Here is a 19,727-nt window from a genome sequence, read left to right as displayed (position 1 = left end):
CCACGCCCTTCAGGCAGTGGGGGAGCATCGCAAGGCGGAGCATCGCCCGCGTACGGGATGTACCCGGGTGAGGCGACAACGCGGCGAGGCGCCGGGCCGGGCGTCGCGAGCCGGTGAACCTTTCCGGCCGCGGCACTAGCCTTCCCGACCATGGGTATCCGCACCATGCACCACCATCACCACAAGCCCGTTTTCGCGACTTGTAAGGCATGAGGAATGGCCATCCCGCTTGGGCAGAAGGCGGCGGATGACCGGAGAACGGAAGGGGCCGGACCGCTGCGGTTCGGCGTGGCCTTCGCCGGCGGAGCCGCCCGCGCGAAGGAGGGCCGTCAGGCGCTGCAGGCCTTGCTGGCCCGCGCCGCGTGCGCTGGTCGCCCGTCCCCCTCCGCACCTGTGGTCCTGGACGCCGAGCTCGTGATCAGTGAACTGCTGACGAACGCCATACGGCACGCCCCAGGCCCCTGCGGGCTGATCCTGGAGCTGTCCCCTGGCGAACTCGCGATCACGGTGTGGGACACCTCCCGCGAGGAACCCGTGGTCAGAGCGAGGGACGAGCGGCGTGTCGGCGGCCACGGCCTTCATCTGGTGTGCGCCTTCAGCGACCGGGTCGTCACCACGCCGCACCCCGCCGGAAAGCAGGTCACGGCCCGCATGCCCCTGGCCCGCGGCCGCACGGTCGCCCCCGGGACGTGAACCGGGATCAGCACGGGCCGTCGACGACGACGTAGGAGCCGGTGGAGGTCTCCCTCAGCGTGTGGGTGACGTACGTGTTGTACAGGCCCATGTCCTGGTTGGAGCCGTTGGCATGGACCTCGCCCAGCGTCTGGTGGGCGCGGCCGGCCGCGACCTGGTGATAGTTGTCGTCGGTGAAGCAAGTGGCGGCCTCCGTGGTGGCGTTCACGGCAGCGGCCCGGTCGCCGATGGTGCCGGTGGAGTCGACCGCGGCGACGGTGTAGCGGTAGGTGGTGCCGGTGTCGAGTCCGGTGTCGGTGTATGCGGTGCCGGTGACGGGGGAGGTGTTGACGAGGGTGCCGTCGCGGTAGATGTCGTAGGAGGCCGCCCCGGGGACCGCGTTCCAGCTCAGTGACACGCTGGTGTCGGTGCTCCCGGTCACGGTCAGCCCGGTCGGGGCGGCGGGTCCGGTCCGGTCCAGGCCGAAGAACTGGGCGGTGTAGTAGCTGGAGCAGATGGAGTCCAGGTAGTACGTGCCGGTCGTGCCGCACTGGTCGGTGCCGGAGCCCGGATCGACCGCCAGGCCGTGCGCCATGCCCGAGACGGAGAAGGTCACCACCGCCGCCTGGCCATCGGCGTCGTCGTAGAAGTTCTCCGTGGTGCCGCCGGTCAGCGACCGGGTCCTGGACGGAGTCTGGCCGGTGCCCCAGACATCGGTCCAGCCGTCCCTGTTGTAGGTCAGTTCGGCGGGGTTGACGGTGGTGTCCGAACTGCCCTGCCAGACCGCGACTCTCGGCCAGGGGCCGCCGTAGCCGGGATCGGAGTTGCGGATCAGGTCGCCCCACTGCCGGGGCGTCCGGGTGGTCGTGCCGGAGGTGCAGCTGGCGTTCGTGATGCCGCTGGTCGAGCACTGGGCCGCCGGTCCGGAGTCGATCGAGCCACCCGCGAAGACGTCCGGGTAGTCGGCGAGCATGTCGGCGGTCATCCCGGCACCGGCGGACAGGCCGGTGATGTAGATCCGGCTCGGGTCGACGTGGTAGTTGGCCTCGGCGTACTGGACCATCTGGTAGATGGACAGTGCCTCGCCCTTGCCCCGGTCGTCGTCGCCGGGCGTGCCCCAGTCGAAGCAGTTTATGAGGGGACTGGTCTGCGACGGTTGCTCGGGGAGGACGAGGGCGAACTTGTACAGGTCCGCGTACTTGGGCCAACCGGAGTGGCCGTAGTAGTCGTTGGCGCTCTGGGTGCAGCCGTGCAGGGCGACGACGAGCGGGGCGTTGCCCGGCAGGTTGGCGGGCACGAAGCTGTACATGTTCAGACTGCCCGGGTTGGAGCCGAAATCGCTCACCTGGGTCAGGCCCGCGGCGGCAGCGGGCCCGGCGGCGGCCACACCGCCGGCCGGCAGGAGTGCACTTGCGGCCAGGGCACTCGCGATTCGGACGACGAATGTCCTGACGGACCGTTTGTGGGGGAATCGCACCATCGCTGTTCTCCTGAACGAGTGGGGAGATACGCGGGGTTGGCGTGCCACCCGTGTCGCCGGTGCGGGACAGGACATCCCGGCACGCGGAGGTGGTCGCAACCGCTGGGCGTAGCGTGCGACTCGCCGAACCCGGCCGACATGGGGACGTGATCCATAGTTCACGCCGACGTCATGGGGTGCTTGCCCATTGGCGCTGTCACTCGCCCCTGCGGGGTCGGCGGCGGTCTTTGCAGGGGCCGGCGGTAGCCGTGACCTCCAGCTGTGTTCGATCTCGGCTTGTTTCGCGCGGGGGACTTCCGAACGACCGATTCCGAACGACCGCTCACCCCTTTCGAAACTGTCGGGAGCGAAACCTCCGGCTCCCCCTGGTCACGGCTGCCGACGTCACTGCCCATCCCGCCCCGTCTTCTGGGCGCATGGCGGCAGCAGCACAGACCTTGACGAGCGGTAACGGTTTGGCCGTACGCATGCACGACCATTGACCGCCTCTTCCCTCTGCCCCTACTGTCCAGCCGCAGAATTCGGCAATGCCATCGAAAGTTTCGGAAGGCTGGATGACCATGCGTACACGGATGTCCCGGGTGCTCGTCTGCACCACGACGCTCGCCCTCGCGGCGGGTCTCGCGGCCTGCGGCGACGGCAACGGCGGAGGTTCCCCGAACGACGGCAGGATCCATGTGCTGGTGTATGGCGACGCCAGCAACAAGGTCGAGAAGCAGATCATCGATACCTTCAACAAGACCTCGGACGTCAAAGCCGTCCTCGACACCATCCCCGGCGCCGACTACCAGCAGAAACTACAGACGATCATCAACACGCCGAAGGCGCCCGACATCTTCTTCAACTGGGGCGGCGGCAGCATCCAGCCGTTCGTCCAGGCCGGACTGCTGATGCCGCTGGACGACTTCATCAAGAAGGACCCCGGGCTGAAGGACAAGTTCCTCCCCGCCGTCTTCAACAGCGCGGTCGTCGACGGCAAGGCGTACGGCGTCCCGATGCGCGGAACACAGCCCGTGCTGCTGTTCGACAACAAGACCGTGCTCGGCAAGGCGGGTGTGCAGCCGCCGCAGACCTGGGACCAGTTGCTCGACGCGGTGAAGAAGCTGAAGGCCGAGGGCGTCACTCCGATCGCCCTCGGCGGTGGCGACCAGTGGCCGACGCTGATGTGGTTCGAGTACGTCTACGACCGGGTCGCCGGGCCGGAGCTGTTCCAGAAGGCTCTCGACGGGGACAAGGACGCGTGGGCGAGCCCGGACAGCAGGAAGGCGCTCGGCACGCTCAAGCAGCTGGTCGACGCCGGAGCCTTCGGCAAGAACTACGACTCGGTGAAGTACACCAACGGTGCCTCGCCGGCGCTGGTGGCCTCCGGCAAGGCCGGATTCGAGCTGATGGGCTCCTGGTACTACGCCCAGCAGCAGCAGGACGCGAAGGACTTCGCCGCCAAGGGCCTGGGCTACAGCACGTTCCCGACCATCCCCGGCGGACAGGGCGACACCTCCGACGTGGTCGGCAACACCAACAACTTCTACTCCGTGCTGAAGAGGACCCAGCACCCCGACGCCGTCGCGAACTTCCTGAAGCTCATGTACTCCGACGAGTTCGTCAAGGCCCAGCTCGGCATCGGCAACCTGCCGACGACCACCAACACCCCGCAGTTCCTCGGCGAGTCGGCCAGCCCGGCGTACTCGCGCTTCCAGTACGACCTCGTCGCCAAGGCCAAGTCCTTCCAGCTGTCGTGGGACCAGGCCTACCCGCCGGCCGCCATCACACCCATCCACCAAGCCGTCCAGCAGTTCTTCGACGGCCGGCTCGACGCGGACGGCTTCATCGAGGCCATGCAGGCCCTTCCGTCCAAGTGAACCGCTCATGACCACCCACCTCACGAGCGCTCCGCCCGCCGCCACGGTCACCAGGAGGGGCCGGCGACGGCCGGACGACGCTTACGCCGCCCGTGGCACGCGCCCCAGCTTCCTCTGGGCGCTGCCCGCCACCGTCTTCTTCGCCCTCTTCGCCATCGCCCCGCTCGTCGTGGTGGCGGCGCTGTCCTTCATGAGCTGGAACGGCCTGGGATCACCGCAGTTCGTCGGCACGGACAACTGGAACCGCATCCTCGACGACCCGGTGATGATCAAGAGCATCTGGCTCACCCTGCTGCTCACCGCCCTGGGCGTGGGCCTGCAGACACCGCTGAGCATCGTGCTCGGCGTGTGGGCAGCCGGGCACCAGCGCAACCGGGCCGTGCTGTCGGCGATCTACTTCGTCCCGCTGCTGCTGTCCTCCACCGCCGTGTCGGTGCTCTGGCGGGCGCTGCTCGATCCGAACTTCGGCATCCCCGCGCGGATGACCTGGCTGTTCGGGGACGGCAACCTGTTCGGCGAACAGGCCCCGGCCATCGGAGTGCTCGCCTTCGTCAGCACCTGGCAGTTCACCCCGTTCCACACCCTCATCTACCAGGGTGCCGCCCGCGCCGTCCCGCAGGTGCTCTACCAGGCTGCCGAGATCGACGGCGCGGGACGATACCGCCAGTTCTTCCACATCACCCTGCCGCAGCTGCGCAACGCGGTCGTCACCTCGACGATCCTGATGGTCGTCGGAGGGCTCACCACCTTCGAGACGGTGCTCATCCTCACCCAGGGCGGACCGGGCAGCGACACCACGATCAGCGCCTATTACATGTACCAGAAGGCCTTCCAGAGCTTCGACTTCGGCGCCGGATCGGCCATCGCCCTCTGTCTGGTCGTCGCGGCCACGATCATCTCGCTGGTCGTCGTCCGTGTCTCCGGCTACGACAAGATGCGCGGCTCCATGGAAGGAGTCTCGTGAGGCGACGCCCCAACCACCTGGCCGGAGCCGGTTCGGTCACCTGGCTGGTCCTGGTGGGCCTGCCGCTGTACGTCATGCTGGCGGCGACCCTGCGCACCCGGCAGGACTACGCGAGGAACGGACCGCTGTCCTTTCCCCACGACTTCACGCTGCACAACTACACCGGCGCCTTCGACTCGGGCTTCGGCCGGTACTTCCTGAACACCGTCATCGTGACCGTCTGCGTCGTCGGCGTGGTGCTGCTGCTCGTACCGCCGCTGGCCTACGCGATCGTCCGCAGCCGCAGCCGGATCACCTCGCAGGTCTTCCGGCTGTTCCTGCTGGGCCTCGCCATCCCCGCCCAGGCCGTCATCGTCCCGATGTTCTACCTGATCAGCGAAGCCGGCCTGTACGACAACCTCCTCGGCGTCATCCTGCCCACCGCCGCTTTCTGCCTGCCGATGTCGGCGCTCATCCTCAGCGGCGCCATGCGGGACATCTCCCCGGAGCTGTTCGAGGCCATGACGGTCGACGGGGCGAGCCCGCTGCGAATGTTCTTCCAGCTCGTCGTCCCGCTCTCACGCGGCGGCCTGTCCACGATCGTGGTGTTCTCCGCGCTCCAGGCCTGGAACGGCTTCCTGTTCCCGCTCGTCCTGACCCAGTCCGACTCGACCAAGGTGATCACCCTAGGTCTGTACAACTTCCAGACCGAACACGGCATCGACATCCCCGGCCTGCTGGGAGCCGTGACGCTGTCCGTGGTGCCCGTCCTGCTCGTCTACCTGTTCGCCCGCAGAGCCCTCGTCCGGGGCCTCATGGGCGTCGGAGGAAAGTGACCCGAAGTGGCCGTAGAGACCACCCCCGAACCCCCTCTCTGGAACGACCCCACCCAGGACATCGCCGTCCGCGTGACCGCGCTGATCGACGCGATGACCCTGGAGGAGAAGATCGCCCAACTGTACGGCGTCTGGGTCGGCGCCTCCGACGAGGGCGGTGAAGTCGCCCCCCACCAGCACGACATGGAGGAGACGGTCGACCTCGACGCGCTCCTGCCGTCCGGCGTGGGGCAGCTGACCCGCCCCTTCGGCACGGCACCCGTCGACCCCGCCCTCGGCGCGCTCTCCCTGTCGCGCACCCAGATGCGGATCGCGGCGGCGAACCGCTTCGGCATCCCCGCGCTGGCGCACGAGGAGTGCCTGGCCGGGTTCGCCACCTGGGGTGCCACCGCCTACCCCGTGCCGCTGTCCTGGGGTGCCACCTTCGACCCCGGCCTGATCCGCCGGATGGCGGCCGCCATCGGCCGCGACATGCGGTCCGTCGGCGTCCACCAGGGTCTCGCGCCCGTCCTGGACGTGGTGCGCGACGCGCGCTGGGGCCGCGTCGAGGAGACCATCGGAGAGGACCCCTGCCTCGTCGGCACCATCGGCACCGCCTACGTCCAGGGTCTGCAGTCCAGCGGCGTCGTCGCCACCCTCAAGCACTTCGCCGGCTACTCCGCGTCCCGCGCCGGCCGCAACCTCGCCCCCGTCGGCATGGGCCCGCGCGAACGGGCGGACGTCGTGCTGCCCCCCTTCGAGATGGCCGTGCGCGAGGGCCGGGCGGGCTCCGTCATGCACGCCTACACCGACACCGACGGGATGCCCTCGGCCGCCGACGAGGACCTCCTCACCGGGCTGCTGCGCGACACCTGGGGCTTCGACGGCACGGTGGTCGCCGACTACTTCGGCATCGCCTTCCTCAAGACGCTCCACGGCATCGCCGGGGACTGGGCCCAGGCCGCGGGCACGGCCCTGCGCGCCGGTGTCGACGTGGAACTTCCCACCGTCAAGACGTTCGGCACGCCCCTGGCCGAAGCGGTCACGGCGGGCCGGGTACCGGAGTCGCTCGTCGACCGCGCCGTGCGCCGGGTGCTCACCCAGAAGGTCCGCCTCGGCCTCCTCGACCCGGACTGGAGCCCGGTCCCGGCCGCCCTCGACGGAGCCGGCCGGGACGACCCGGACGCGCTGCGCGGCACGATCGACCTGGACTCGCCCGGGAACAGGGAACTGGCCCGCACCGTCGCCGAGGAAGCGGTCGTCCTGCTGACCAACGACGGCACCCTCCCCCTGGACCGGCCGCGCCGCATCGCCCTGATCGGCCCCAACGGCGCCGAACCCACCGCCGTACTGGGCTGCTACTCCTTCCCCCAGCACGTCGGGGTGCACCACCCGCAGACCCCGCCGGGCATCGGCCTGCCCACCCTGCACGATGCCCTGCGGCGCGCGTTCCCGGACGCGGAGCTCACCGTCGTACGCGGCACCGGCGTCGACGACGGCGACGTCTCCGGCATCCCCGAGGCCGTCCGCACCGCGCGCGGGGCCGACGTCGTCGTCGCGGCGCTGGGGGACCGCGCCGGTCTCTTCGGGCGGGGTACCAGCGGAGAAGGCTGTGACGTCGAGTCGCTGACTCTGCCCGGTGCGCAGCAGCAACTGCTCGACGCCCTGCTGGACACCGGGAGGCCGGTCGTGGCGGTCCTGCTCACCGGCCGGCCGTACGCCCTCGGCCGCGCCGCGCAGGGGGCCGCCGCGATCGTGCAGTCCTTCTTCCCCGGCGCCGAGGGAACCACCGCGATCGCGGGAGTGCTGAGCGGCCGGACCAACCCCTCCGGAAGACTGCCGGTCAGCGTGCCCCGCGGCGCCGGCGCACAGCCCGCCACCTACCTCGGTGCCCGGCTCGCCCAGGCCAGCGACGTCTCCACCGTCGATCCGACCGCGGCCTTCCCGTTCGGACACGGGATGTCCTACACGTCCTTCGACTGGGACGGCCTGACGGTCGACCGGCTGGAGGCGGACACCGGCGGCGAGTTCACCCTCGCCCTCACCGTGCGCAACACAGGGCAGCGGCACGGCACCGAGGTCGTCCAGCTCTACCTGCACGACCCGGTCGCCTCCGTCGTCCAGCCGGTGCAGCGCCTCGTCGGTTACACCCGCATCCCGCTGGCCCCGGGCGAGGCGCGCCGCGTGCGGGTGACCGTGCCGGCCGACCTGGCCTCCTTCACCGGCCGCGACGGACGCCGGGTGGTCGAACCGGGCGAACTCCAGCTGCGACTGGCAGCCTCGAGCGCCGATGTCCGCCTGACGGCGACGGTCACCCTGACCGGCCCGGCACGGCACCTGGACCACACCCGGCGGTTCCACCCGCGCTTCGAGCAGAAGACACAGCAGAAGACACAGCAGAAGACACAGCAGAAGACACAGCAGAAGACACAGGACCGGACCGGACCGGCGACACCGACCGCCACCTGACTCATCCCGCCGCGGCTCGCTCCTCACGGACGGGAGCGGGTCGCGGGCTTCCCGATCGCGGCCCCGGACGGCGATCAGCCCCTTCCGGTTCTCCTCCCTACGTCTCTTTCCGTGTACGCCGCGAGTCGTAGCAAGATCGCTCCGCAGGGGGATTCGTCCGCTGCCCGGACGCGAAATGGTCGGACCGTCCTGGAAGTTGACGGAAAGGAACGGCCATCGTGCGGATGGGACGCATGGCGCCCTTACTCGTCGCAGGGGTCACGGCAACGCTGATCCCCGCCCTCGCCCCGGCGCAGGCATCCGCGGCGGAAACGCTGCAGAGATTCGAGAACCAGAAGCCCGCGTGGCACAGATGCGACACATCACAACCGGCCGCGTTCCAGTGCGCGACCATCGAGGTCCCGCTCGACTACGGCCGCCCCGGCGCGAAAACGGTCGAGCTGGCCATATCCCGCCTCAGGACCAGTGTCCCCGGCAAGCGGCACGGCGCGATCCTCTTCAACCCCGGCGGTCCGGGCGGCGAGGGTCTGGACATGCCGGTCATGATGAAGGACGCGCTGCCCGAAAAGGTCCGCGAGCAGTACGACCTCATAGGCTTCGACCCACGCGGCGTGGGCCGCAGCAGTCCGCTCGGTTGCGGTCTCACGGCAACCGAGCAGAACTTCGAACGCCCTTACAAGAGCGAGACGTTCGGCCGCGACGTCAAGTGGGCCCGAACCGTCGCCGACAAGTGCCGGGCCAGGAACGGCGATCGGCTGCCGTACTTCACCACCCGCAACACCGCCCGCGACATGGACGTCATCCGCGCCGTCCTGGGCGAGAAGAAGATCTCCTACCTGGGCTACTCCTACGGCACCTACCTGGGCGCCGTGTACACGCAGATGTTCCCGCAGCGGACCGACCGCTTCGTCCTGGACAGCGCGGTCGACCCGGCACGGGTGTGGCGCGGCATGATCCAGGTCTGGGCGGAGGGCACCGAGCCGGCGTTCACCCGCTGGACGAAGTGGACCGCGCAGCACGACCGCACCTACCGACTCGGCGACACCCCGGCCAAGGTGAAGAAGACCTTCTGGGATCTGATCGCGCGGGCCGACCGCACGCCCATCGACGCCAACGGCGAGAAGCTGACCGGGGACGACATCCGTGCCACCCTGCGCGCCCGGTTCTTCACCCCCGCATACGCGGCCGAGGCCGTCGTCAGCCTCAAGAAGGCCGCCGACGGCCATGGGACCGCCCACCTCTCCCCGGTGCCGGGCGACCAACGGCCTCCGCGCCGCGCCGCGACCGGGCAGCCGCCGTCCGACAACGGCACCGCCGTCTTCTGGAGCGTGGTCTGCGGCGACACCGCGGCGTGGCCGCGCGACCCGCAGCAGTACCGGCGTGACGCGATCCGTGACAAAGCCGCATACCCCCTTTACGGCGACTTCGCCTCGAACATCACGCCCTGCGCCTTCTGGAACAAGCCGGCCGAGTCCGTCACGGCAGTGGACAACAAGGTCGGCGTTCTCACCGTCCAGAACCAGTGGGACCCCCAGACGCCCCTGGTCAGCGGCCTCGGCATGCACCGTGCCCTGAAGGGCTCGCGCATGGTCTACGTCGAGGGCGGCGAGGGCCACGGCGTCTACTCCGAGGACCAACGGGCCTGCGCCAACCTCGCCGTCAACGCCTACCTGAGCACCGGAAGGCTTCCGGCCCACGACATCACGTGCAAGCCGTCCCGCCGCCGGAACGACGGCGTGAACCCGGGGATCGTCCCGGCACCGCAGCCCACACCGCAGGCACCGCGCTTCTGACGGTGCCGAGGCGGTGACGGGAGGCTTCGCGGCTCTCCAGTCAGGCGCCCGCCCCGGCGTCCTGCCGGTACCGCATGTGCGGCGCACGGACGTGCCGGACGGTGGTCTCTAGTGGGATCCGCGTTCCATGACGCGGCGGGCGGCCTCAGCCTCCGCCGCCGGCGGGGACAGCTCGTCGAGCGTGTCGAGCTCGTCGTCCGCTTCCAGTTCCCGCTCCCAGGCCGCCGCGAGCGATTCCTGCTCCGCACGCGGCTTGGCGCCGACCGCCTCGCGGTGATCAGGGTCCAGGGCCGCGAGGAATCGTTCGACCGGATCTGCCGGCATACCGTGCTCCTTGTCGCATGGACGGGTGCCACTCTTGTCCAGCATGGCCGAGCGGACCCGCGCTGTCCGTCCGACACTGCCCGGCAACACTCCGATGGCCCCCTGGCCCCCTGGCCCGCTGCCACTGCCCCGCATCAGGGGTAGTGGCAGCGGGCTGGGGCGGCCCCGGGGCGGGCGGGCGCCGGTCAGTCACCTCCTTGAACGCATGCCTCGACCGGCAGCGGCCGAGCCCGGTGGGCCGGAACGGGTTCGCTGACGCGCCGACCGGCCGATCGGGCAGCGGTTCTACTCTTGATCAACAGCGCGGCCGTCAACTGCCGCCCGGTGACAGGAGATTCGATGACCACACCCCGCCCCACCCTGATCGACGCCGCCGGCGGACTCCCCGCGACCTCCGTCGGCGAGGCGGACTCGTGGTGGTTCGGCGCCAGGCTGCACCATGAGGAGAAGGTCTTCTGGGTGAAGATCCATGCGATGGAGATGAACGGCGCCTGTACGAGCACGGTCGCACTGCTCCAGGAACCCGACGGCCGTACCAGCGACAAGCACACCGTCGAGGGCGTGGACGGCGTGACTCTGTCCGCGGACGCACTCGACGTCCGGACGTCGCTCCTGACCGTCCAGGGGGACCTGGACGAGCTGGAGATATCCGGTGCCACGGACGCCGCGTCCATCCGGCTCACCCTTCGACGCGATGACGATCCCGTGCTCCACAGCGGCGGCGCCGGAGTGTTCCCCTTCTTCGGCGGGAGGACGGGGCAGTACGCGCTGTCCGGTCTGACCACCTCGGGAACCATCACGGTCGACGGGGTCACACACGAGGTCGGCGGACGTACGTGGTTCGACCGCCAATGGGTTTCCGGCGCCACCGAAGCCCCGCGTTTCACCTGGCTCGGACTCGACGTCGGTGCGGGCCGCCGGCTGAGTGTCTGGGACACCGCGGGCGACGGCAGTGCCTGGCTCACCGAACTCAGGGCCGACGGCGCGCACTTGATCACCGATGCCCGCCGAACCGACCGCAACGGTCAGTGGGCCCTGACCGTACCGGCCCTGGACGCATCCCTGGACATCACCCATCGCGCACTGTTCAGTGCTCCGGGCGTCTACACCGGCGCATGTCAGGTGACCGGCACTCTCGCCGGGGAGGAGATCACCGGGCACGGGTTCACGGATGTCATCGGCTACTGAGCTTCCCCGTCCTGGTTGTGAGTACTCATCTGCCGGTATGCGGAACGACCTGTAGGTTGGGAGCGCCCGGCGGGCCTTTGCCGGGCGGGACACGGGGCGTGGGTGAGGGGTGCGCGTTGGGCGTCGTGCTGTTGGCACTCGGAGGAACGATATCGGTGCCGGGAGGCGCGCGGGGAGCGCGGCTGAGCGGTGCAGAGATCACAGCGGCGGTACCCGGCCTGACGGATCTGAGGGTCCCCCTGGAGGTACGGGACGTCCAGGCCGTGCCCAGCGGAAGTCTCACGTTCGCGCAGGTGCTCGACGTCGTCGACGTCGCCTCGCGGGCCGTGGCGGAGGGCGCGGACGGCGTCGTCGTCACACAGGGCACCGACACCCTGGAGGAGACGGCCTTCCTGGCCGACCTGGTGTGGCCGCACGAGGCGCCGTTCGTGCTGACCGGCGCGATGCGGCAGCCCGCCATGGCGGGAGCGGACGGGCCGGCGAACGTGCTCGCCGCGGTGCGCGTGGCCGCGGCGCGGGAGGCGCGCGGGGCGGGTGCGCTGGTGGTCCTCGGCGACGAGGTGCACGCGGCGCGATGGGTGCGCAAGACGCACAGTACGAGCCCGGCGGCCTTCTCCTCGCCGGACACCGGTCCGCTCGGGCACGTCGTGGAGGGCCGGGTACGGCTGCTGCTGGCCGCGCCGCGACACGAGCCGCTGGCCGCCGGGTGCGACCGGGAGCGGCTGGAGGCGTCCCGTGTCGCCCTGCACGTGGTCACCCTGGACGACGACGGCGCGCAGCTCCAGGGGCTCGAGGCCACGCACGCGGGACTGGTCGTCGCCGGTTTCGGCGTCGGCCACGTGCCGGACGTGCTCGTGCCCCGGCTCGGCACACTGGCCGAGCACATGCCGGTCGTGCTGACGTCGCGTACCGGGAGCGGTTCGGTGCTCCGCCACACGTACAAGGCGCCCGGTTCCGAGACGGACCTGCTCAGGCGCGGGCTGATCGACGGCGGCTTCCTCGACCCGTACAAGTCCCGGGTCCTGCTCCGGCTGCTGCTGGCGTCCGGCGCCGGGCGCGACCACATCGCGAAGGCGTTCGCGGTGAGGGGCTGAGCTCGTCCTTCGGCCGCTTGTTCCGCCTCGGCCGGGAGATCGCACTCCCGGCCGAGGGACACGCACGCCGTCCGGTCAACCGCCCACAAGCAGTCCTGTCCCCGAAACGTCGGTGCGGACGCCGTCCTTGCCCACCGTGACGCGCTGCAGGTGCAGCGCGCCCGACGGCGGTTTCGGGAGCTGGAAGGCGAAGGAGAAGCGGTCGGCGATCTGGGGACGGGTCAGCTTGCTCAGCGTGCTGAGCAACGACGGGTCCAGGTTCAGCCGTTCGAGGAGCTCGGGGTGGTCGATCGCCACGTCCACGAGGTTGATGCCGGTCAGGTCGTGCAGGAAGCGCGGCGCGCCGGTGAGCCGGTGGAGCCGGTCCTCGTCGTGAAGCGCCGCGCGCACCGCGCTGTCGGGGAGGCCGAGTCGGTGCGCGATCGCCGGGAGCGCCAGCATGGCCTTGACCGGAGTTCTTGAGCGCGGGCCCCTTCCTTCAGGGAGGGGTTAGCTCATCCTCGGGGCGAGCCGCGCAGCGGCGGAGTTCGCTGCGTTGTCAGTGGCCGCCGGTACAGTGATCACATCAAGTGGAGGGGGGTGTATCCATGTTGTCGGGCCGCAGGTACCGGCTTGATGTGACGGCCGAACAGGCGCAGATGTGTGAGGAGTTCGGAAGCGTCTGCCGGGCGGTGTGGAACACCGGCCTTCATCAGCGCCGTGAGTACCGGCGGCGCGGTGCGTGGATGAACTACGCGCCGCAGTGCGCCGAGCTGGCCGACGCCAAACGCGATCATCCGTGGTTGAAGGCCGCCCCGTCGCACGCGCTTCAGCAGACCCTGAAGGAACTGGACCGGGCGTGCCGGGAGCATGGCGCGTTCAGGGTGCGGTGGCGGTCCAAAGCCCGTTGGTCGCCCTCGTTCAGGTTCCCTGACTCCAAGCAAATCCAGGTGGAGCGCCTGGGCCGCAAGTGGGGCCGGGTGAAGCTGCCGAAGCTGGGATGGGTCCGCTTCCGGTGGTCGCGCCCGCTGGGCGGCGCGGTCCGCTCGGCCACCGTGTCCCGCAAGGGCGCCCACTGGTTCGTGTCGTTCCTGGTGGACGACCAGGCGGTCACGCCCGAGCGGCATGCGATGCCGGGCACGATCGTCGGGATCGATCGGGGCGTGAAGACGGCCGTGGTCACCTCGGACGGCGACTTCCACGACCGGCAGTTCATTACTGCCGGCGAATCCGCACGCTATCGTCGGCTTCAGCAGCGCCTGGCCCGCTCCCAGCGGGCAAGCGCCAACTGCCGTAAGACAATCACCGCACTGAACGCCATCATGGGCCGGGTCACGGACCGGCGCGGCGACTTCTGCGCGCAAACCGCCTCCCGGATCGTCGCGAAGAACGCCCTCGTCGTGCTGGAAGACCTGCGGATCAGGAACATGTCCGCCTCGGCGTCCGGAACCCTTCAAGACCCCGGCTCCCGCGTAGCCCAGAAACGGGGCTTGAACCGGGCCATCCTCGACAAGGGATGGCACCGTCTCGAACTCGCCCTCACCAACGCGGCCCGGTACACGGGCACAACCGTGGCGAAAGTCCATCCCGCGTACACGTCGCAGAGGTGTTCCGCCTGCGGCTTCGTCTCGGAAGGAAACCGCGAAAGCCAAGCGGTCTTCCGGTGCAAAGCCGCGGGCTGCGGGTACACCGGGCACGCTGACGTCAATGCGGCCATCAACATCAAAAACGCGGGCGGGCCGCCCGTGTCAGCCTGTGGAGACCTCGCCGCCAGGCGGTCTGTGAAGCAGGAACCTGTAAGCCGGGCAACCGGCCGAACCCCCTCATAGGGGAATCCCCCTCGTTCACGAGGGGGAGGACGCCAACTTCTCCGCTTCCCGGGTGAGGCGACGCGCCGAGTCGCGCGTCAGGTGGAGCCCGTCGGCGGCCCCCGTGCCGGGCCGGTACGTCGCGAGGTCGTCGATGTCGAGCCGTATGCCGTCCACGACGGTGGCGAGGCCGCGGTCCCCGTGGCGCCGGATACGGGCGTCGGCCCGTACGCTCAGGTCGCGGCCCGTGAGGTGAAGGGTGCCCTGGGCCCGGACGCGGTCGGGGCCGTGGGCCGTGAACGCCACTTGCGAGGCGCCGAGTTCGCGGTTCATGTCGGCGAAGGACAGCAGGACCTGACCGTGCAGCCGGCGAACGAGTGCGCCGCTGACCGTGGTGGGCCCGTCGCCGTCGATGCGAACGTCGTCCGCGGTGGCGGTGACCTGCGTGAGGGTCACCCGGTGGGCGGGGATGTCGGGGACGGTGACGGACACCGAGTCCAGGCGCCGTGCGGCCAGTTGGGTGAGGAAGGGGAAGCCACCGATGCGCACCTCGGGCGCGGCGGCGAGGTGCAGCCTGCCCTTGAGTCGTTCGGAGGCCGTGTGCTCGGCGTACAGCAGCGCCCAGCGGTCGGCCAGGGTGACGAGGCAGACGAGAGTCAGCGCCCAGACGAGGAACCGTGCGACGGTGGGCAGTCCGGTGGCGCGGTTACGACGTCGGCTGCCACGCCTGTGATGGGGGGGAGCCCAGGGTCCTCGGAGTCGTCGTCCTGCCGCCTCGCCGTGCCGGTCTCGGTGAGGAAGTCGTCCAGCGGATGGTGCACCGCCGAGGCCGGCTCGTCGTACGGACGGCACCTGTGCGGAACCGATTCGGTGGGACCTCCGTCCGACTGGGCAGCATGATGCGTCTGAGTGTGGGGGGTACGCATCACCAGATTTGATCATATGGTCGCACCCAACGCGCAAGCCCTGCCCGAAGTGAGGCGCGAAATCGGTCACTTCACGGTCGACGTATCGGGTGCACCGGCACCACCTGGGGTCTCCCGGTCGCACCTCACCCGCCGCTCCGCACGACTGCCGACACGCGGCACGTGTGGTCCGCGCGCCACGATGCTGGCTTGGCAATCGCTTGCGGTGCCTTCGGTCCAAGGCCCAGCATGACCATTCCCACCCGTTGTTCGGCAGTAAGTGGCCTGTGCGTACCGACGTGTGAGGAGCGATCGCAAGCGGCACAGAGCCCATGACGAGTGGATGCCGGTGTTCCGAGTCTTGTGAAAGGGCTGGACGTGCCAGAGCCACTTGATGCCGTGACCCCTGCCGCCGCCGGAATACCCGGCTTCCGACCTGAGGCGACGGCACCGCCGACGGTCGGCGTGGAGGAGGAGTTCGTCCTGGCCGACCGGCGCAGCAGGTCGGCTGCCTACCGGTCCCTCTCCGTCGTGCGAGCCGCTCACACCCGCCTCGGCGGACCACATGCCACGCCCGAACTCTCGCCGTCCCAGGTGGAGACCGTCAGCGCGGTGTGCCGTACCGGTGCCGAACTGGAGGCGGAAATCCTCCGATTACGCAGCGGCGCGGCGGCCGCCGCGGCCGAGTACGACTGTCTCCTGGTGCCCAGTGGCGTGGCGGTCCTCGGCCGTTCCGGACCACCGCCCGTCCTCGACCAGGCACGTTACCGGGCCCTCGCCCGCGCCTTCGGACCCGTCGTCCACGGGCAGGGCGTGAATTCCTGCCACGTGCACGTCGGTGTGGCGGACAGGGAAGAAGCCGTACAGGCGGTCAACCACCTGCGGGGCTGGATGCCGCTGCTGCTGGCCCTCACCGCCAACTCGCCGTACTGCGACGGGACGGACACCGGTTACGCCAGCTGGCGGTCCATGGTCTGGAGCCGGTGGCCCTCGGCGGGACCTCCCCCCTACCTGCGCGGCTCCGCCCACTACGAATGGATCGTCGACCGGCTCGTGGCCACGGGAGCGGCGATGGATCCGGCCATGCTCTACTGGCACGTCCGGCCCTCGGCGCACCTGCCCACCATCGAGGTCCGCGTCGCGGACGTGATACCCGACGCCGGCGTCACCGCCGCGTACGCGCTGCTCGTCCGCGCCCTCGTCGGACACGCCGTCGAGGCGGTACGCGACGGTGAACGCGCACCCGAGGTCCCCGACCCGCTGCTGAGGGCGGCGTGCTGGCAGGCCGCCCGGCACGGGGCGAGCGGCACCCTGCCCGGCACCCACACCCGCGACTGCGCCCCGCTGGCCGTCAGTCGGCTGATCGAGGACCTGTGGAAACGCATCGAGCCACACCTCAGCCGGCACGGCGACGACCAGCGGGTCAGTGACTGGCTGAGCGAGGTCCAGCTGGCCGGGACGGGCTCGGCCCGGCAGAGGCGTGTCGCGGAACAGGACGAGACTGGTTTGCGAGCCGTGGTGGACGACCTCGCCGTCAAGCTGGAGTAGCCCCGCGCCGGACGTGACGGGCCGACTTCGCGCCGTTCTCATCGATGGGCGCCCGGTGGGTCTACGGTGGTGCTGAGGGCTCTGTTCGGTCGGTGAGCGCAGCCCTGAGTACTTGGTTTCCGAACCCTGCCGCTGCCCTGCTCGCCCGGGGGGTGCCATGAAAGTCGAAATGATCCAAAGGGCCGCCGACGTTCTCTTCGACGTGCCGGACACGATGCACCAAGAGATCATCATGCTCATCGACGCGGTCACCGACGACGCCGAGACACGGGCGCCGGAGCTCGCGGCCGCGTTCGGAGAGTGGTGCTGGCTGGTGTACACGGTCCACGGAGACGTTGTCGAGGTCCTCGACGTCGGCTGCGCCAGGTGACAGGTGAGGCTCGTGGCCACGACGCGACCCCGTCGAGGTGCGGCCCGCATCGAACACGCCCTGTCACGGTGAGACTGCCCGCTCGTGTTTCACAGCCGTGTCCGTCCCGCCTGCTGCTGGGTCACGCGGGACGGACGGCGGCGGGCGTACTACTTGCTGATCGCGAAGCGCATCAGGGCGTGCTCGTCGCCCTGCTTTATCTTCCCGGTCACGTTGATCACTTCGAGTTTCCACACCTCGCCGACGCGCACAGCCTTGGCCACGGCGCAACCGTTGTCCTGAGTGAGCAAGCTCGGCCAGATGTCGGCGACCTGCTGGGAGCTTCCACCGGTGGCGTCGTACACCTTGAAACTGATGTTGCGCGCCTTCTGGAAGGAACTGCCCCGCTTGAAGGCGGCAGCCACGAACACGATCGAGGTGATGTTGGGCGGGATGCGCGCGAACTCGACCGTCACCGTCTCGTCGTCGCCGTCCCCACGGCCGGTCTGGTTGTCCCCGCTGTGCAGCAGCGAGCCGTTCCCCATGGGGTCGAGAGAGTCCAGGCCGGCCAGACGTACCGGGTCCGAGCCTTGCATGGCGATGGCGATCAGGTCCAGGTCGGTGCCGGCCTTGCGGCGGAGCGCGCCCATGATTCCGCCGGTGGCACCCCCGGTGGGGTCCCACGAAACCCCGATCGACAGGTGGGTCACTCCGTCCAGATCGGCCGGGCCGTCTTCCTTGGTGAGCGTGAGCATGCGTGGTTCATCCTCTGGGTGAAGGGACTGCGACAAGGAGAGTGTGCCGGGCGCCTCCATGGCTTCACCCAACGGGGGAGGGGGACTTCGCCGTGCCACGGACCCCGCCGCGCTGCTGGGGCTCCCTGCCGCACCCCACGGCTGCGCCGAACCCGGATCCGCCCGGCCGCGGGGAAGTGGATCCGCCCGGTCGCCCGATCCGGGTCCGGAGCCGCCCGCCGGGGCCCGGATCTGCCGCCGGGCCCCGGCCGGCCACGGTGGCGGGACGTCCGCCGCAGCCGCGGATGCGCCTCGGACGTCCGGCGGCGGGACCACGACGGCGAGGCACCACACCCTGGTCGTCGCCCCGGCCCGACCCAAGGTCCCGGTGCAGGTCCATTCCAGGATTGGCCCAGTTGGTCGCGCTTCAAATGGACCACATCTCCGGGTCACTGACTGCATAGGTTCGACACCAATACGGCTGAGACCACGAGCGACCTGTGTAGGGGCTCCCGAGGCCGACACTGGTGCCTGCTATGGGTTCCCGGCCCGTACCTCTCGGTCGGCCGGACTGAGTGAGAGGACAAAGATCTGCTGTGAAGGCGTGCGGAGTGTCCGGGGCCGAGAAGGAAGTCGCCCTGCTGGAGTTGCCCGAACCGTCATCTCCCGGCCCCGGTCAGATCCTTGTGGCGGTTGAGGCGGCCGGGGTCGGCCCGTGGGACGAACTGCTGAACGGCGCCGGCTGGGACGTGGGGCTGCGCCCCCCGGCGGCGCTCGGAGCGGAGGGCGCGGGCCAGGTGCTGGCCGTCGGGGCGGGTGTCACCGGGTTTGCCGTAGGGGACCGGGTGCTCGCACACGAGGCCCCGCTGCCAGGGGGAAGCGGCTTCTGGGCCGAACGCGTTCTGATCAACGCCGATCACGCGGCAGCCTGCCCACCCGGGTTGGACGCCGTGCACGCGGCGGCGCTGCCGGTCAACGGACTCACCGCGTTGCAGGCCTTGGAGAAGCTGGACCTCAGCCGAGGACAGCGGCTCCTGATCACCCACGGAGGCGGGGCCACCGGAGCCCTGGCCATCCAGCTCGCCGCGGCCAAGGGAATCGAGGTGACCGCGACCGCGTCTGCTGCCGCCGCGGAGCGCCTGCTCGGTCTGGGAGCGATCGAGGTCGTCGACTACCACGACCCGAACTGGTCGGCCGAGGTACGCGGCGGGTTCGACGCCGCTCTCATCATCGCCACCGGCACGGCGGACGCCGCCCTGCCCTTGGTACGGGACGGCGGCCGGCTGTGCTCCCTGACTTCGGACGCGCCTGCGGAGGAACGAGGCATCACGAGTGGGGACCTCTACGTCGAGCCCGACGCCACGCAGCTTGTCCGGCTGGCGGAGCAGGCCGCCGCGGGAACCTTGGAACTCGCACCGGAACCCCTGCCGCTGAGCGAGGGACCGGCTGCGTTCGCCCGGGTGGTCACCGGACGGGCCGGCGGTAAGAAGATCGTGCTCACCCGCACATGACCCGACCGGGCACCGCCCGATGCCGGCGCTGGGCCACGGTGCCCGCCGTGGCGCGATCGAGAAGTCGTCAAGTCCGTGTCTGAAGTCGACCGCCTCCGGGTCGTTCGAGGAATCCTTCGGGAAAGGAGCGTCCCAGGCGTGAGCGGGTGAGGTTGGTCGAGGGCTCGTCGGTGGGCAGGCCGAGGCACTCGTGCGGATCTCGGACGCGGAACACCTTCTCGGGGTGCGGTCCCGCTCCCCAGGGCGTCTCGCCATC

Annotated in this window: 17 protein-coding genes; 12 read left to right on the top strand and 5 right to left on the bottom strand. The window is 70.0% G+C overall.

Features of this window, described 5'->3' with window-relative positions; all coding sequences use genetic code 11:
• Positions 1 to 216: 216 nt before the first annotated feature.
• Positions 217 to 693, top strand: a complete 477-nt coding sequence (locus tag ABZ919_RS13580) for an ATP-binding protein (RefSeq protein ID WP_361246723.1) — start codon at positions 217 to 219, stop codon at positions 691 to 693.
• A gap of 7 nt (positions 694 to 700) precedes the next feature.
• Here the strand turns inward: ABZ919_RS13580 and ABZ919_RS13575 are convergent, their stop codons facing one another.
• Positions 701 to 2,152 carry a PHB depolymerase family esterase gene (locus ABZ919_RS13575; protein WP_361246720.1) on the bottom strand — a complete coding sequence of 484 codons (1,452 nt, stop codon included), beginning with the start codon at positions 2,150 to 2,152 and terminating at the stop codon, positions 701 to 703.
• A 554-nt stretch (positions 2,153 to 2,706) separates the two neighbouring features.
• Here ABZ919_RS13575 and ABZ919_RS13570 point away from each other — a divergent pair.
• From ABZ919_RS13570 to ABZ919_RS13550, 5 genes are all read left to right on the top strand, one after another.
• Positions 2,707 to 4,011 carry an extracellular solute-binding protein gene (locus ABZ919_RS13570; protein ID WP_361246717.1) on the top strand — a complete coding sequence of 435 codons (1,305 nt, stop codon included), beginning with the start codon at positions 2,707 to 2,709 and terminating at the stop codon, positions 4,009 to 4,011.
• A gap of 7 nt (positions 4,012 to 4,018) precedes the next feature.
• Positions 4,019 to 4,975: a sugar ABC transporter permease gene (locus ABZ919_RS13565; protein ID WP_361246714.1), complete on the top strand. Its 957-nt coding sequence runs from the start codon at positions 4,019 to 4,021 to the stop codon at positions 4,973 to 4,975.
• Positions 4,972 to 5,790 (top strand): carbohydrate ABC transporter permease, encoded by an 819-nt coding sequence (locus tag ABZ919_RS13560; RefSeq protein ID WP_361246712.1) that lies wholly within the window; start codon positions 4,972 to 4,974, stop codon positions 5,788 to 5,790. The genes ABZ919_RS13565 and ABZ919_RS13560 overlap by 4 nt, the downstream gene beginning before the upstream one ends.
• A gap of 6 nt (positions 5,791 to 5,796) precedes the next feature.
• Positions 5,797 to 8,238 (top strand): glycoside hydrolase family 3 N-terminal domain-containing protein, encoded by a 2,442-nt coding sequence (locus ABZ919_RS13555; RefSeq protein ID WP_361246709.1) that lies wholly within the window; start codon positions 5,797 to 5,799, stop codon positions 8,236 to 8,238.
• Between the two features lie 233 nt (positions 8,239 to 8,471).
• On the top strand, positions 8,472 to 10,031 hold the full coding sequence (locus ABZ919_RS13550; protein ID WP_361246706.1) for an alpha/beta hydrolase: 1,560 nt from the start codon (positions 8,472 to 8,474) through the stop codon (positions 10,029 to 10,031).
• Between the two features lie 108 nt (positions 10,032 to 10,139).
• On the opposite strand, the gene ABZ919_RS13545 is transcribed toward ABZ919_RS13550, so the two are convergent.
• Positions 10,140 to 10,355, bottom strand: a complete 216-nt coding sequence (locus tag ABZ919_RS13545; protein WP_361246703.1) for a hypothetical protein — start codon at positions 10,353 to 10,355, stop codon at positions 10,140 to 10,142.
• A gap of 339 nt (positions 10,356 to 10,694) precedes the next feature.
• On the opposite strand from ABZ919_RS13545, the gene ABZ919_RS13540 reads away from it, so the two are divergent.
• Positions 10,695 to 11,543: a lipocalin-like domain-containing protein gene (locus ABZ919_RS13540; protein ID WP_361246700.1), complete on the top strand. Its 849-nt coding sequence runs from the start codon at positions 10,695 to 10,697 to the stop codon at positions 11,541 to 11,543.
• A gap of 98 nt (positions 11,544 to 11,641) precedes the next feature.
• On the top strand, positions 11,642 to 12,637 hold the full coding sequence (locus tag ABZ919_RS13535; protein WP_361246697.1) for an asparaginase: 996 nt from the start codon (positions 11,642 to 11,644) through the stop codon (positions 12,635 to 12,637).
• A 75-nt stretch (positions 12,638 to 12,712) separates the two neighbouring features.
• Here the strand turns inward: ABZ919_RS13535 and ABZ919_RS13530 are convergent, their stop codons facing one another.
• Positions 12,713 to 13,078 (bottom strand): hypothetical protein, encoded by a 366-nt coding sequence (locus tag ABZ919_RS13530; RefSeq protein ID WP_361246694.1) that lies wholly within the window; start codon positions 13,076 to 13,078, stop codon positions 12,713 to 12,715.
• A gap of 146 nt (positions 13,079 to 13,224) precedes the next feature.
• Here ABZ919_RS13530 and ABZ919_RS13525 point away from each other — a divergent pair, with 146 nt between their 5' ends.
• On the top strand, positions 13,225 to 14,445 hold the full coding sequence (locus ABZ919_RS13525; protein ID WP_361246692.1) for a transposase: 1,221 nt from the start codon (positions 13,225 to 13,227) through the stop codon (positions 14,443 to 14,445).
• Positions 14,446 to 14,460: 15 nt separating this feature from the next.
• Here ABZ919_RS13525 and ABZ919_RS13520 read toward each other — a convergent pair whose 3' ends face one another.
• Positions 14,461 to 15,276: a DUF2993 domain-containing protein gene (locus tag ABZ919_RS13520; RefSeq protein WP_361246689.1), complete on the bottom strand. Its 816-nt coding sequence runs from the start codon at positions 15,274 to 15,276 to the stop codon at positions 14,461 to 14,463.
• Between the two features lie 452 nt (positions 15,277 to 15,728).
• On the opposite strand from ABZ919_RS13520, the gene ABZ919_RS13515 reads away from it, so the two are divergent.
• Both ABZ919_RS13515 and ABZ919_RS13510 read left to right on the top strand, forming a co-directional pair.
• Positions 15,729 to 16,877 carry a glutamate--cysteine ligase gene (locus tag ABZ919_RS13515; protein ID WP_361246686.1) on the top strand — a complete coding sequence of 383 codons (1,149 nt, stop codon included), beginning with the start codon at positions 15,729 to 15,731 and terminating at the stop codon, positions 16,875 to 16,877.
• A 169-nt stretch (positions 16,878 to 17,046) separates the two neighbouring features.
• Positions 17,047 to 17,247, top strand: coding sequence for a hypothetical protein (locus ABZ919_RS13510; RefSeq protein WP_361246683.1), 201 nt, complete (start codon positions 17,047 to 17,049; stop codon positions 17,245 to 17,247).
• 149 nt (positions 17,248 to 17,396) lie between these two features.
• On the opposite strand, the gene ABZ919_RS13505 is transcribed toward ABZ919_RS13510, so the two are convergent.
• Positions 17,397 to 17,981 carry a TerD family protein gene (locus tag ABZ919_RS13505; RefSeq protein WP_361246681.1) on the bottom strand — a complete coding sequence of 195 codons (585 nt, stop codon included), beginning with the start codon at positions 17,979 to 17,981 and terminating at the stop codon, positions 17,397 to 17,399.
• Between the two features lie 590 nt (positions 17,982 to 18,571).
• Between ABZ919_RS13505 and ABZ919_RS13500 the strand changes: the two genes are divergently transcribed.
• Entirely contained in the window at positions 18,572 to 19,471 is a 900-nt protein-coding gene (locus tag ABZ919_RS13500) for an NADP-dependent oxidoreductase (protein WP_361246678.1), read from the top strand.
• The last annotated feature ends 256 nt before the right edge of the window (positions 19,472 to 19,727 follow it).

The organism is Streptomyces sp. NPDC046759 (genome assembly GCF_040645475.1).
In the GTDB taxonomy this organism is placed as follows: Bacteria; Actinomycetota; Actinomycetes; order Streptomycetales; family Streptomycetaceae; genus Streptomyces.
This window is presented reverse-complemented; position numbering and strand designations above follow the sequence as displayed.